The following is a 14414-nucleotide window of genomic DNA, read 5'->3' on the forward strand; positions in this document are numbered from 1 at the left end:
CTGCCCCCCGCCCCTCTGCCTCTTTTCCATTCCCCATTCCCCAATACACAAATTCATCAACCTATTGGATGAGGTTTTAATTTATCTTAGTTAAAAATGATTCATCTGTTTGATAGAGGGAGCAAATATATCCACTTGTGAAGATGGAAAGAACCTTTAGAGGTGGATAAAAATGGCTAAGGCAAACCCAGTTGAAATGCAAAAACACTTGAAAGGTGTTGACTACCCTGCTGTAAAGAAAGACTTGATTAAGCACGCTAAAAAGCAAGGGGCAGATAAGGAGATTATTTCTCTGTTAGAGAAACTGCCGGATGATGAGGAGTTTGACAGCCCAGCCGATCTCAACAAAACTATAGGTGAGATAATCTAGGTTCTTGCTCTGGCGGGGAATAATCTCCTGATTTCCCGCCACTCTTACTTATTAAACGAATCGATTCAATTTGAATCGACTTCTCTAAGGCTTTTGCCATATCGTATAAAGTCAGCGCAGCCACAGAAACAGCAGTTAAGGCTTCCATCTCTACACCAGTTTCAGCTTTAGTTTTGACTGTGGCTTGAATTTGATAACCAGGTAGTTGCGGGTCGGGTATGATTTCGACCGCTATTTTTTGCAAAGGCAACGGATGACATAGAGGAATTAAAGCGGATGTTTGCTTGGCTGCCATAATCCCCGCCAATCTTGCAGTTGCCAACACATCACCTTTTGGGACATTTCCGGCTTGAATCGCAGCGAAGGTTGTTGGCAGCATTCGCACATTGGCAGCAGCGACTGCTTGGCGGATGGTGGGTGCTTTATCAGACACATCAACCATCTGTGCCTGTCCGTGTTCATCTAGATGAGTTAAGCTGGCAAAATTAGATAGAAAATTATCTTGCGTCATTTAGTTAGAAGTGTTAATATAGATTGTCGGTGGGGGCGTGTAGCTCAGTGGACTAGAGCACGTGGCTACGGACCACGGTGTCGGGGGTTCGAATCCCTCCTCGCCCGTTTTATAAGGCTAAGAGTTGAAAATTAGGAGTGAGGAATTAAATTTCTTCACTCCTAACTTTTAAATTTTTCAAGGCATAAACATCTGGAGCTAGACCTAGTGCAAAGCGCAGAGAGTTGGATAGGTTTTTGCTCGACTGGGTGAGAAAGATTACAAGTGCAACAGAAGCGATCGCAGCACCGTAGCCAAACATATCGCGGTAGCCGACAAGTTCTGCGATGATACCCAAAAGAGGAGCAGCGATCGCAATTCCTAAGTCAAGTCCAGCTATGCATAGAGCAAAAATTTGCCCCCTTTCTTGCGGCAGTGAACGGTCTGCCATCATCACGATCATCATCGAGATTAGTGTACCACCACCAGCACCTTCAGCGATCGCAGCCAATAAGAAAACCATCGGGCTGTAAGCTTGCCACAGCAGTATTAACGCTAAAACATAACAAAAAATACCAAAGGTGATAAATAAACCACGACCAAAGCGATCGCTTGCCTTACCAGCAAATACCCTGATACTAAAACTAGAAATTGCCGCAGCTGTAAAAAACAGTCCGCCATTAAAGTCTACCTGACTGGATTTGAGGAACAACGAGACAAAGGTATGGACAGCACCGATGGACATACCAACCAGCAACATAACTATAGTTGGAACTCTCACCTGTGGACTGCTCAAAATTTGCCAATAATTGCGATCCTCTGCCTTAGTTTCTTCTTGTGTCTGCACTGGCGGATTCATGACTTGTACAATCCCCAAGAGAGCGACAAAACCTAATTCCGCAGAGAAGAGAAATAATATCCCGTAACCACTTGTAGCTTCTAAATACCCACCCAAGGCAGGGCCAATTGCTAAACCAAGGGGAGTTGCTAGGGTCATGTAACCAATGATTTCGCCACGAGTTTCTGCGGGAGCTAAATCTGCGATTAAGGCACTGTAGCCAGTTGTAAAAGCAGCAACGCTAATACCGTGAAAAATTCTCACTAGGATCAACAGCCCAATTGATTGGGTTGCCAAATAACCAAAGGGTGCGATCGCAGCTACTATCGTACCAATCAACAAGACAATTTTTCGACCACGTTCATCAGCTAAACGTCCCAGCGTCGGGCGAGATAGCAATAACCCAATGGCAAAACTGCCCATCACAATCCCAATTTCTTGCTTGCTTGCGCCCACATCATCAATGTAAAGCGGTAAGGTTGGTAAGAGCGAAGACAAACTCGACCAGAATAATAAACCTGCTGTAAATAAAATCAGCAGGTTGCGCCGCAGTTCGGTGTCAAAAGTATTAAATGCTTTCAAGGTAGATGCGATTTAGTTGGTTTTTGTCATTTGTCATTTGTCATTTGTCATTTGTTTAGAGTCAACTAATATTTACTCTTCAACCGTATCTACCTTGAAAGCTGTAGTTTTTTGTTAAACCACGAGAGAATAATATACTCTCCTGAAAAACTCCAGGTTTCAAAATGGACGGGGTTTAACTATTTACTAGTGACCAATGACCAATGACTACTATTGTTACGTTACTTAACATTTTTTGCTACTACTTCTCGCACGCGATAGATAGGCCGCCCTTGGGATTCATGGTATGTACGCATGAGCAATTCTGCTAAAAGACCGAAGCAAAATAACTGCACCCCAGTTACTAGCAGGAGAACAGCTAAACTTAGCAAGGGGCGATTGCCAATCATCTCACCTAAAGCTAATTTGACAAAAGTCAGGTAAATTCCGATCGCAGTCCCCGAAACCATTGAAATCAATCCCAACAGCCCAAAAACGTGCATCGGGCGGGTGAGGAACTTTTTCATAAATAGAATGGTTAACAAATCCATCAACACCCGGAATGTCCGCCAAATCCCATATTTACTACGACCAAAACGACGGGCGTGATGACGCACGGGTATTTCAGTAATTCTAGCTCCTTCGATGTACGCCAAAGCGGGTAAAAATCGGTGTAGTTCGCCGTAGAGGTTCATATCTGCCAGCAGTTCTGCACGATAGGCTTTCAGCGAACAGCCATAATCATGAATATTCACGCTAGTGGTGCGGCGAATTAGCCAATTGGCAATTTTGGAAGGAAGTAACCGATTCACAGCACCATCTTGGCGTTTTTGCCGCCAACCACTTACCAAATCGTAACCCTCATCCAGCTTTGCTAATAACATGGGGATATCAGCTGGATCATTCTGGAGATCGGCATCTAAAGTAACGATCGCTTTCCCGACTGCATAATGAAACCCAGCAGCCATCGCCGCAGTTTGTCCGTAGTTGCGACGCAAAATCACCGCCTTTAAATCAGTACGGATTTGCGCCTCTTTTTTAAGAAAATCCCCGGAACCATCTGTAGAACCATCATCCACACAGATGATTTCATAATTTACCTGACTAGAGGATAAAGTAGATGCGATCGCTTCTAGTAAAAGCGGCAAACTTTCCACCTCATCATGTATCGGCACCACCACCGAAACATCGGGGACAATTGCTGAAATCGCCCCATTTTCCCCAAGCACCCCTTGATCAACCAACCCACTCCTCATATTTCTTCGCGCCCTTCGTGTCTTCGTGGTTCGTAACTCTTAAAAACTCTACCAGCACCTCGCAACTGCTGATAATACGACAGACTAACAGCATCTCCCTGTTCCGATAGAATATCAATCCCAATCCCATCTCGTCCTTGATCCTTCCCAGAACTATGGATGTAATAACCATCTGCCAAATAAAGCCCGACATGGGTTGCTTTTTGGCTAGTTCCAAAAAATACCAGATCCCCGGCTACTAATTCTGCAATAGTAATTGGTTGAGTAAATCCTTCCTGTTGATAGGCATCTCTAGGTAGCCAAATCCCCACCGAAGCAAACGCCGCTTGCATCAACCCAGAACAATCATAATTTGGCCCAACTGTACCACCCCAAAGGTAATAATTTGATTGTTGCATTGCTTTTTGGGTAAAGGCGATGACCTTTGCTAAGAGTTTTTTAATTTCAGATTCAGAAAATGTTGCAGCCTGATAAGGTACAGTAGCAGATTGTAATGAATCAAAATCTGAAAGGGATACCCATCCCGGATAGTCATCTTCACACAAATACACTTCGACCGCTAAATTTTGATGATTTGATGTTACCCACAAATGTCTCCCAGATGCAGATTGAGTTGATAAACGTGTACATTCAGGAGAATCATATAAATTTAGGTCAGCTAAACACTGATACTCCCCTAATTTTGGATTTTGGATTTTGGATTTTAGATTAAAGGACATTATTAGAGAATGATTTTTTTCAATAAAGACGAACAACTTGAAAATATTGGTAATGGCATTTTAGATGCAACTTGGGCAGCATTTCCGACTTTAGCCCGGAATCAAATTGCCCTAACTTGGGTTGTTTACGATCCACCAGTGCTGGTAAATACTGGTGGGGCACTGACTCCCAAAGCTTTTTGGGATCATCCAGTCCGTGGTTTTACTTATCGTGGTGTTGAACGAATTTATCCCGCCAGTGTAGTCAAGCTATTTTACCTAGTGGCGGTAAATGAATGGCTAGAAAAAGGCATGAGTCAAACCTCCAAGGAGTTGGAACGCGCCTTGCGGGATATGATTGTCGATTCTAGTAACGATGCTACCAGCTTGGTTGTGGATATTTTAAGTGGTACTACATCCGGGCCAGAATTACCAATCGGGCCCTTTGAAACCTGGAAATATCAGCGTAATATTGTTAACCGCTATTATCAATCTTTGGGTTGGGAAGAAATGGAGACGATTAACGTCTGTCAAAAAACCTGGGGTGATGGCCCTTATGGACGAGAACGGGCGTTTGCGGGAGAGTTACTAGATAATCGCAATATGGTGACAACAAATGCGATCGCTAGGTTACTGCATAGTATTGTAGGTGGCGTGGCGGTTTCAAGTGCGCGATCGCAAGCAATGATGGCTTTACTGAAACGGACTCTCAACGATTTACCCACTGACACCGAGGAAAATCAAGTAACAGGTTTCTTAGGTGGTGGACTTGCTAAAAATGCTCAAATTTGGTCAAAAGCAGGTTGGACAAGTCAAGTTCGCCATGATGCCGCGTATATTGAAATACCAGAACAGCGCCCTTACCTCTTAGTGGTATTTACTGAAGGTAAAGTGCAGGCTAAGAGTCAGGCTATTTTGCCCTTTGTTTCTCAGTTAGTTGCCGATGCGATCGCTAATCTATAGCAATCTTAAATCATTCGCGAATAACAAGATCCCCGACTTCTTCAAGAAGTCGGGGATCTGAGTCAGGCGATTTTTACAAATCAGATAGGATTGCTATGTTTCAACTTAAATTCATCAAACTTCAATACTTCTGAATCAGGCTTGCGGGTATCAAAGCGATAACTACTTATCGTCCCCGCCCCCGTATCAAAAATACTAAAAACCGTAATATTATTACTCGAAATATAAGGCATTGGCTTTCCATTTTCACCCAACAAAGGGGCAATTGTGGGCACTATCGGTTCTAAACCATTGGGATCGCCAACCTTAACATAATCCTCTTGATATCCAGTTGGTACTTCTCGCTTTCTGTCACCCCAAGCAGCACCGTAAGTATTGCCCACATTAGATGTTTCCAAAAAGTGCATCCCACTAGAACTAACAAAGCGGTTCCACAAATGAGAATGCCCATAGAATACCAATTGCACATTAGCAGCTTCTAATAAAGGCACAACATCGCGGATAATATAATCTGCATCTTTAGGGTATTCATAACGCACTGCTTTAATATTATTACCATCTCGTTCAATTATTTGAACAGGTTCTGTATAAGCAGGAACTATATTATCACCCAGAGTATGGGGTGGATGATGGAACATCACAACTTTGTATTTTGCTTGTTTAAATTCAGGGCTATTGAGTTCTGCTTCTAGCCAATTATACTGCTTGCTGCCTTTAGCAATTGGCTCATAAATTAGCTGTCCATAACCCCAATTTTCAGGATTATTTAAATCCTTTTCTGCTTCTAGATATCTACCCTTACGCTTTCCATCTATGCTGGGAGTCCGCCACATATTTGTAGCGTACAGTACTACCAAACGTATATCACCAAAACTGACTGCATAATACCTTTTTCCACCCTCTTTACTTTTGGGTAAAGAGAAAATCTCTTCGTAGGTATTAGTATTAAAAGAATTATCTATTAAAGATTTGTCTCGATAGATTTTTTGAGCAACTGCACGGGGAATTGTATCATCAAATTCACCATCTAAACTTTCCACTCTAGCAAATCGCCCCATTACCTCATGATTACCAATGCAAGTAAACATGGGTGCGTGTTGAATTATTTGTCCACCAGTGTAAGTTGTCTTAATGTCGTTGTGCGTCATTTCATAAGTAGCACGACCTTGTAAACCGGGAAACAACGCACCACCACTATTATCATCAAACCATTCTGAGGCGCGATCGCTAATATTAACCAAATCACCAGCAAACCACACCCCATCAACTCGTCCAACTGTTTCTACCACCTTTTGCAGATTTGCTGCTGTCATCGGCTTTAATTGATGATCTGAGGTAAGTAAAATTTTTAGTGGTGTATCTGGTTTGGGAGTAGCTGCGAGGGTAAAAACATCACTGTTAACTCTCTCGCCGTCTTCTCGCACACTCGTAACCCGATAATTTACCCGCACTCCAGGAGTTAACCCCACTACCTCAGCCTCATGTCGCCAAATGTCGCGCTGGACGGGTTTTTGATAAACTTCGCCGTCTTTAGTTTGGTTTGCAACTCTTGATTGCTGGTCTTCACGAGTGCGACTGAGTTTAGTAGTATTTGCCTTAGTAGTTTGTTTAAGATTTTCACCGTAGATTACTGTGTGATTAACACCAGCAAACTCAGTAAACCAAACTACTTGCACTGAGGTTTCAGTTGGCACTTGTAAAAATGGGTCGGTGAGCAGTTGGGGTGCTGATGTCATAATTGTTTGCCCAAATGAACGCACGCTTACCAGAGTAAGGCATATCACAAGCGCAAGCATAGCCACTAAGGAAATTTTACGGCTGTGTAAGCGTCTGAACATGAGTAACATCCCAAAGTTTTTAGGGTATTCAAAAAGAGGCAGGGGAGCGGGGAGAGGGGGAGCAGGGGGATGTTCAGACAGGAATTGTACCCCGACCGAACGAGAACTACGCTTATTGAAGTGGGGGATTGTAACCCTTGCTCCACTTCCTTTCGCGGCTCTTGAGAAGGAGCATTCCCCCTGCTTCTTGTTCACCGACTGAACCAAGCTTCGCTTGTTTTCATAAAAAGCCGTGGAGAAATCGAAGTCATTAGTACCAATGACCAATGACCAATGACCAATACTTCGGCTTCGCTCAGTACAAGTGACTAATGACTAATGACTAAACGGTTTCCAACCTGCTAGCAAATTCGGGTAAGTTACAGGTGTGGGGAAAATATTCTGGAAGCCAGTTTGACGTTCTTGTGGCTTTTCTTTGCCCATATTCCAGAGAGATTCATAGAAAAAGAAGGAGACTCCAGCAAAATTGCGATCGCGGATTTTTTGCACTTGTGTCTGAATCTGTTGCATCGGCACAGGCCGGTTTTTCAACCCAGCCAAAATGCCCACACTTACTGGAATATGGCTTTTTGCCGCTTTTACTTCTGGATATTCTAATTCGCTAATAAAAACATTCAAATCATCACGATATATCTGCAAAACTAAGTCTTCAACGATTCCCAGCCGTTCCCACTTTTGCCAGTCCGCTAAAAAGAACTCGTAGGAAAAACGTTGAGGATTGGGTGCAATGGAAACTAGGCAATCTTTTTTAGTAGCTTTGATGGTTTTGAATACCCGTTTCATAAAGTCGGTGATTTTGTTAGCTCTCCAACGCACCCATTCTGGATCTTTCGAGTTTTTGGAAGGAGCTTTACCACGGTGTTCTTTTTTGTAAAGTGCCACTGTGTAAGCATCATAACCTAATTCTGATGGTAAGCCAAAATGGTCATCAAATTGAATGCCGTCAACATTGTAGTTTCTGACAATTTCAACGATTAAATCTTGAATAAATTGTTGTACTTCTGGACGAAAGGGATTTAGCCAAACACGATTATCATTCCCATCTTTGACAATCCGAGTCCCGTCGCTGCGACTAGTGAGCCATTGGGGACGATTTTTAGCTAATAGAGAATCGGCTGGTGCCATGAAGCCAAATTCAAACCAGGGAATCACTGTTAGCCCTTTTTGATGTCCCACATCGACAATTTCTTTGAGGATATCTCGCCCTTGCAATCCGGGTGTGGGATCGAGCGATCGCCCAATTACTTTTTGGGCAACTTTGCTGGGATACAATGTATATCCCCAATTCCAAACCGCCGGATATATGGTATTAAAATTGAGTTCATCAAGGCGTTGCAAAGATCCCTTGAGGCGATCGCGCTCAAATAACACATCACTATCAATATTTGTTAACCACACCCCCCTTAACTCAGATACTGGCTTTGGCGGCAGATTAATTTGAGCGTTCAAGGGGAACGATAGCATCACCGTAGCTACCACGCTCAAGGTAACGATAACGGCAAATAACCCCGACTTTCTGCTTTGGCGAATATTCCACCAAGAACGATCGACACACCACATTACAAACCTTTTCATCATTTGGTTACAGCCATCATCAAATTATGAACAATCAGCATGAATAGCGATCGTTTCGATTGTAAGCGCTAAAACAATCGCTATTTAATCCCATTGCTGAGGTTGATCATTTATTGGGCGCTGGCTACGAGTTGATTCCAGGCTTTGACTGCTGCTTGTAAATTCTTTGGCAGGTTATTTTCAGAAATATCGTTGTACTGAACCGTACCCTTTTGGCTGGTAAGAGTGTGGGTGATATAATCAGCAGCACCACTGGGGGCTGGGTAACTCAAATTTTGGAATTTGCTAAATTTAGAGCGTTCTAAAAATCTCTGAAATTGTTGCACCTGTTGTAAAGAAACGCTGCGAACACTACGTCCAGAATCATTGGCATCTCCAATCCGCACACGAATCAATCGCCCATCTTTGAGTAAGACAGTCTGGTAGGTTCTGCCAGCAAAACCACCACTGGAGATTTGCCGAAATACTATATCTCGATCTAACGGTGGTGGTAACTCGCTGGCTGGAATTTGCACAGGGGCCAGTGTACCTTCGTTAGCCTTTTGATTGAGCCTGACTGCTGAACCTGTTTGATTAGTATGATAAACCAAGGTTTGGTCAACCGCACCGACAACTACTCGCCAGCCTGATACCAAAGCTTGGGTACAGAATTCATCAGCATTAGCTAATTCTAAACAGCTATCTTTCCAAGTTTGCCGTTGAGCCTGAATGATGGTTAGCTGAGAAATTAGCTGTTGCAAACGTCTGGAAGCAGCTTGCAAAACAGCATTTTTTACAGACGCAGGCAATTCATCTGGCAGATTGTTAGAGAGAGTATTTGCCGAAGCTAAACGTAGCGATCGCCCGTTGCTATTGGTATGATAAACCCAGTTTTGTTTGCCATTAGACACTACAATCCGCCAACCAGGAACTAAGGCTTGGGTGCAGATTTCATCAGATTGAGGCAGTTCCAAGCAACCGTTGCGCCAAGTCTGTTGATTATAATCAATAATTTGCAGTTGGCTAGTAAAAATTCCCTGTCTGCGGGCTAAATCTCGCAGTACCGCCTTAGCCACTGGACGTGGCAAGCGGTTTGGTTTAGTATTGTCTTTAAGGACTTCATTGTTTGTTTCTAACGATAAGTTAGCAGAAGCACCCGTCGCATCTTTGATAAACGTTAAACTGCTAGTTACAGACAAAATTCCAGTCAAAATCAAAGCAGTGAAAATTCGTGCTTGATTGGTGTTAAGGTATTTTTTCAGCATGGTTTTCATACTAATATAGGGATCATAGTCAAGAGTTATAGAACTCGGAAATAGTATCCGACCATTTATAGGCAATAAAATATATAATTCCAGAACTTGACCAGTTGGAATTAATTTAGTATACGTGTTCTGAAACAGATATAAAGACAGACGCTGATGTACTGATTGTTTGTTCCTTATACAAATTCTGAATGAAAATTGCACTCAATCAAAACGCCCTATATCCTACGGCAATCTAAGAGGTTGTTTGAAAAGTAGTTGGCTGTATCTTTGCACTTATTGATCCCCCCTAACCCCCCTTAAAAAGCAGGGTGGTTTCATACGAAGAAAGAAAAATACATAAATCCTGATTTCTCGTTTTGTAGCATGGCTTTTTACCCCTCTCCAAACCTCTCCCCGAAACGGAGAGAGGCTTTGAAACCCAGTTTTAGTTTTTTCTCTCGTTGTATGAGACCACCCTGCCCTAACCCCCCTTAAAAAGGGGGGAACCGGATCAAAGTCCCCCTTTTTAAGGGGAGCCACTGCGGGAACAGGGGTCTCCCAAAATGAAGCAAGTGGCGTGGATTTAGGGGGATCTAAAAGGATTTGATAAATCACTAAGAACTTTTCAAACATCCTCTAAGAAGAACTCAGAAGCTCAGGTTTCATTAGATAAAAAGTTTGTTGTGGATTCTCTTCCACGCTCCTGTCTGGGAAAATAGCTGATTTCGTTCCGATGCAGAGGATGATAACGAGGAAAAGCTTATGAAGCTAGGTTTTTAGGACTAGCCCTTTCAAGGTGACTAGTAAAATAAGATTGTTTTTCTCAGCGCCCTCTGTGACTCTGCGGTTTAAAAGTAATTTATTTAACCGCAGAGGCACAAAGAACACAGAGAGAAGAGGTTAAAGAAGAATTTATAGATTAAAATTTTCACCCACATTGAAAGGGCTAGTTTTTAGGACTTATGTGTACAACATATCCTTGCATCACAGAAAAATGGAAGCAAGGTTTTCCATATCCCATGAAAAGTCAGGTTAAGCGAAGGTTAAATAAAAGTAATTTTAGAAAAAATTGAACAGAACCGTAACTTAGATTTTGCTCGACTCAACCTAGCGTCTACAATATTTTGAGTAATCTCAGCTAATATTAGGCGCTGATGGCTCGTTGTTCAGATTCAACTAACTGATTGTTAGGTACATCAAATCTAATGGTACTGGCTGCCCAGTCTTTGAAATCTGGTGCTAGCCAGACTAGCTTGCGGAGAATTTCATCATTAACCCACAACACCAAGGGGAAACGAAACTGTTTCCGAAACTCATTTCGCATGATGTTGGTACTGATTATTAGTTGGTTAATTTCCTCTACAGATTCTAAACCCCGTATCATCAAAGCTTCGGGTTGAGTAGCACCAATTGCACTTGTAATAGCTGTGTACAATGTATCAGCCGCAGGTGAGAGCAAGATTTCGTGGATATCTGTTGATGAAAATTCTGTTAACAGATTCAGCACTTGCTGCTGCCTTTCAACACTGTTACAACAAGCTAATATCAGTGAGAACTCCCCACCAGAAACCATCATTGCCCTTGCCAGCCTCTTAGTGCATGCTGTGCTGCTAACTGTGCCGTTTTCTGAATTACTTAAGCTGATCATCAAAAAATCCTGCTTTGAATTTTAAAAATACCTGAGCAATATTCAGTTATTGTACCCTATTAATTTTTATTCAAAAGTGTTATGCGGGTAATTTAGATGAGGTTTTTGTGTAAAACCAAGCATAATACTACGCATTGCCTAACGAAGGAGGATATTCTGTATTATCCCACACTTACAATTAAAGGATAATGTAAAGGTAGTATTAAAATCATGTAAATAAAAGATAATGCAAGTAAAAGGAAGCAGGTAGAAAATTAACAATTTAATTACACTGTATTTTTATAGATTTTGGCTCTACCATTGATTAAGTAATTATTTTTTATATTGTGGTTAAAAAAATACTCAGTATTAGTTTAACAACAAATATTGGGAAGTGGGAGAAAACTAAATTCATCCTTTTGTGCCCGTTAAGTAGGGCTAGATCAAAGCAAATAATTTTGCGATCGCTATTCACCAATTCTCCAAGTAAACAAAGCGATCGCCAAGCGATGTTTATAACTGAGATTACGCGCTCTAAAATCCCGAATACTGTTGCAATGCCAACCTTGCTGCACCCACGATCCCAGCAAAATTGCCTAACTCTGCTGGCAAAATCTGTAAACCATCTCGTGATAAAGGCTGCACTCGCTTCTCAATTTCTGCCTTCACTGCTGGTAAGAAAAACTCAAAGCTGCCACTTATACCGCCACCAATGACGATCGCTTGCGGTGTGAGTACATAAATCAAACTCGTCAAGCCAATTCCCAAATTCACACCATACTCTTGCCAAAAACTCAATGCTGCGGCTTCTCCTTGTTGAGCAAGAACACCCAATTCGATGGGTTCCTTGAGAGTGCGGCGGCGAATGGCAGTAGCAGAAGCATACTGTTCTAAAGAACCTTGATTGCCACTATTACAAATTGGCCCATCAGGATTTAATGAAATTAAACCCAATTCCCCTGCGGCTCCCTGATGTCCAACAAATAGTTTGCCATCAAGGATAATCGCGCCACCAACCCCAGTTCCTAAAGTTAGGAGAATCAGATTTTGAAAGTGGCGACCGGCTCCCAGCCAAGCTTCTCCCAAAAGAGCGCAGTTAGCATCGTTAGCGATCGCAGTCGGTTTGCCAGTTTTAGCCTCTAACCAGTCTGCTAAAGGCACATCGAGCCATCCAGGTAAGTTAATGGCGATTTTGGCGATGCGTCCTGCGGCATCGGATGGCCCAGGAGTCCCAACACCAATAGCAACAGCTTTATTATCTCGATCAATTTGCGCGATCGCATCTACCAGCACCGCTAGTACGGCCTCCGGCGTTGTCGGCTGGGGAGCGGCCATAGTCAAAGATTGCAGACAAGTACCGTCAGCTGTAAACCGCCCCAGCTTAATTGCTGTTCCTCCTACATCAATGCCAATTACTTGAATTTTGTCATTTGTCATTTGTCATTTGTCATTGGGCACTTGTACTGAGCGACTTGTGCCGAGCGAAGTCGAGGTAAGTCGAAGTATTGGGCATTGGTGAACAGCTATTCCCTATTCTCCAGTTCATTTTTTTCATCCTCGATCTGTTTGCGTAGCATCTCCACCTGGAACAAGACGCGAAGCTTTCAACTCCGATTTCTGTAAATTAGCAAAAGTCGTGGTGCGGAAACTTGATTGCTCCTGCCAAGCTGTAACTGGCGTACCTCTTAAGATACCAGCAAGAGCAACGGAAAGGATAAACCCGCCAGTAGCGGCAGCAATTAACGTTAGATTATCTTTCATACAAATCTCTCTATTGTTATTTGTCATTGGTCATTTGTCACTTTTACTGAGCGACTTGTGCCGAGCGAAGCCGAGGTAAGCCGAAGTATTTGTCATTTGTCCAAAACTAATGACTAATGACCAATGACTACTTTTGGATTCTATTTTCTCTTCGTAATCGAGGATTGACAAATTCATTTAACCCCTCACCAAGTAGTGATAACCCTACCACCATGAATGTCATGGTTAAACCAGGAAAAAGCGTAGTCCACCAAATGCCAGTGGGTAGAGCTTCTAGGGCTTGTTTTAAATCATGTCCCCATTCTGCGACTTCTTCGGGAAGTCCTAGTCCCAAAAAGCCCAAACCGCCTAACACCAAAATTGCATCAGCCGCGTTGAGTGTGAATAAGACGGGTACGCTTTGAATGACGTTGAAAAATAGATAACGAGAAAGCACAACCCAAGTGGAAGCACCCATTGCTTGAGCAGCTTCGATGAACACTTCAGTTTTCACGCTTACGGTGTGGTTGCGAACAACGCGGTAATATTGGGGGATGTAGGCAATGCTAATAGCGATCGCTGCATTTAATATCCCACGCCCCACCACAAAGGCCAGCGTCACAGACAGCAGTAGCCCCGGTAAAGTGTAGATGCTATCCATCATAAACAGCAACACTTTATCCAATTTACCGCCGAGATAACCACTCAGCATCCCCAGAGGCACACCGATAATCATACTCAGCGCCGTTGCCAAAATCACCACTTGTAAAGCAGCTTGAGCGCCGAACAATGTCCGGGAAAACACATCATAACCCAGGCGACTAGTGCCAAACCAATGTTTAGCTGAGGGTGGCTCGTGAATTGGATTAGAGAGAAAATCTTTCGGGTTTTGCAGCCATCCCCAAGCCTGGAATAGGGGAGCGAAGAATGCCAGGAAGATGAAAAATAGGGTGATGGCTAACCCAATGAGCATCAGTTTTTGGGAAAGATTGGGACTTTTGCCAAACTGTAAAAATGTCGGTAGCCGCCGTTTTGTAATGGCCATAAAGCGATCGCCTGGATCAAAGCTTGATACGCTGACCATTTTACATATCAGATAGGGGATTGCGTAAACATCCTTAATAAAAGTCCGGCTGCTTAACGATATATACAGAGCTAGACTGTAGGAATAGGTGAGATTATGCCTTATTGCCTGACTAATTAAAACTAACAGTGGCGGGTATTGGGCATTG

At 42.9% G+C, this 14414-nt stretch carries 13 protein-coding genes and 1 tRNA gene; 3 read left to right on the forward strand and 11 right to left on the reverse strand.

Annotated elements, in window-relative coordinates; all coding sequences use genetic code 11:
- Nucleotides 1-172 precede the first annotated feature (172 nt).
- Nucleotides 173-370 carry a DUF2795 domain-containing protein gene (locus HWQ36_RS12665; protein WP_292702796.1) on the forward strand — a complete coding sequence of 66 codons (198 nt, stop codon included), beginning with the start codon at nucleotides 173-175 and terminating at the stop codon, nucleotides 368-370.
- On the opposite strand, the gene moaC is transcribed toward HWQ36_RS12665, so the two are convergent.
- Nucleotides 351-881 (reverse strand): cyclic pyranopterin monophosphate synthase MoaC, encoded by a 531-nt coding sequence (gene moaC, locus HWQ36_RS12670; RefSeq protein ID WP_292702798.1) that lies wholly within the window; start codon nucleotides 879-881, stop codon nucleotides 351-353. The genes HWQ36_RS12665 and moaC overlap by 20 nt on opposite strands.
- Nucleotides 882-914: 33 nt before the next feature.
- On the opposite strand from moaC, the gene HWQ36_RS12675 reads away from it, so the two are divergent.
- Nucleotides 915-988: transfer RNA gene (locus HWQ36_RS12675), tRNA-Arg, on the forward strand.
- Between the two features lie 38 nt (nucleotides 989-1026).
- Here HWQ36_RS12675 and HWQ36_RS12680 read toward each other — a convergent pair.
- From HWQ36_RS12680 to HWQ36_RS12690, 3 genes are all read right to left on the reverse strand, one after another.
- Nucleotides 1027-2280 carry an MFS transporter gene (locus HWQ36_RS12680; RefSeq protein WP_292702801.1) on the reverse strand — a complete coding sequence of 418 codons (1254 nt, stop codon included), beginning with the start codon at nucleotides 2278-2280 and terminating at the stop codon, nucleotides 1027-1029.
- A gap of 221 nt (nucleotides 2281-2501) precedes the next feature.
- Nucleotides 2502-3515 carry a glycosyltransferase family 2 protein gene (locus HWQ36_RS12685; protein ID WP_292702804.1) on the reverse strand — a complete coding sequence of 338 codons (1014 nt, stop codon included), beginning with the start codon at nucleotides 3513-3515 and terminating at the stop codon, nucleotides 2502-2504.
- The gene (locus tag HWQ36_RS12690) at nucleotides 3512-4234 is read right to left on the reverse strand and encodes a C40 family peptidase (protein WP_292702807.1); all 723 of its coding nucleotides are present in this window, start codon (nucleotides 4232-4234) and stop codon (nucleotides 3512-3514) included. The genes HWQ36_RS12685 and HWQ36_RS12690 overlap by 4 nt, the downstream gene beginning before the upstream one ends.
- 9 nt (nucleotides 4235-4243) lie before the next feature.
- Here HWQ36_RS12690 and HWQ36_RS12695 point away from each other — a divergent pair, with 9 nt between their 5' ends.
- Nucleotides 4244-5176, forward strand: a complete 933-nt coding sequence (locus HWQ36_RS12695) for a serine hydrolase (protein WP_292702810.1) — start codon at nucleotides 4244-4246, stop codon at nucleotides 5174-5176.
- 80 nt (nucleotides 5177-5256) lie between these two features.
- Here the strand turns inward: HWQ36_RS12695 and HWQ36_RS12700 are convergent, their stop codons facing one another.
- From HWQ36_RS12700 to HWQ36_RS12730, 7 genes are all read right to left on the reverse strand, one after another.
- Complete coding sequence (locus tag HWQ36_RS12700; RefSeq protein WP_292702813.1) at nucleotides 5257-6912, reverse strand: metallophosphoesterase family protein; 1656 nt, start codon at nucleotides 6910-6912, stop codon at nucleotides 5257-5259.
- A gap of 417 nt (nucleotides 6913-7329) precedes the next feature.
- The gene (locus tag HWQ36_RS12705) at nucleotides 7330-8592 is read right to left on the reverse strand and encodes a glycoside hydrolase family 10 protein (protein ID WP_292702816.1); all 1263 of its coding nucleotides are present in this window, start codon (nucleotides 8590-8592) and stop codon (nucleotides 7330-7332) included.
- A 107-nt stretch (nucleotides 8593-8699) separates the two neighbouring features.
- The gene (locus tag HWQ36_RS12710) at nucleotides 8700-9842 is read right to left on the reverse strand and encodes a hypothetical protein (RefSeq protein ID WP_292702818.1); all 1143 of its coding nucleotides are present in this window, start codon (nucleotides 9840-9842) and stop codon (nucleotides 8700-8702) included.
- 1117 nt (nucleotides 9843-10959) lie between these two features.
- The gene (locus HWQ36_RS12715) at nucleotides 10960-11463 is read right to left on the reverse strand and encodes a hypothetical protein (protein ID WP_292702821.1); all 504 of its coding nucleotides are present in this window, start codon (nucleotides 11461-11463) and stop codon (nucleotides 10960-10962) included.
- A 513-nt stretch (nucleotides 11464-11976) separates the two neighbouring features.
- The gene (locus HWQ36_RS12720; RefSeq protein WP_292702824.1) at nucleotides 11977-12879 is read right to left on the reverse strand and encodes an ROK family protein; all 903 of its coding nucleotides are present in this window, start codon (nucleotides 12877-12879) and stop codon (nucleotides 11977-11979) included.
- 114 nt (nucleotides 12880-12993) lie between these two features.
- Entirely contained in the window at nucleotides 12994-13203 is a 210-nt protein-coding gene (locus tag HWQ36_RS12725; RefSeq protein WP_292703096.1) for a hypothetical protein, read from the reverse strand.
- Nucleotides 13204-13330: 127 nt separating this feature from the next.
- Nucleotides 13331-14227 (reverse strand): ABC transporter permease, encoded by an 897-nt coding sequence (locus tag HWQ36_RS12730; protein WP_292703099.1) that lies wholly within the window; start codon nucleotides 14225-14227, stop codon nucleotides 13331-13333.
- Between the last annotated feature and the right edge of the window lie 187 nt (nucleotides 14228-14414).

This window comes from Nostoc sp. NMS2 (assembly GCF_017115105.1).
Taxonomy (GTDB): domain Bacteria; phylum Cyanobacteriota; class Cyanobacteriia; order Cyanobacteriales; family Nostocaceae; genus Nostoc.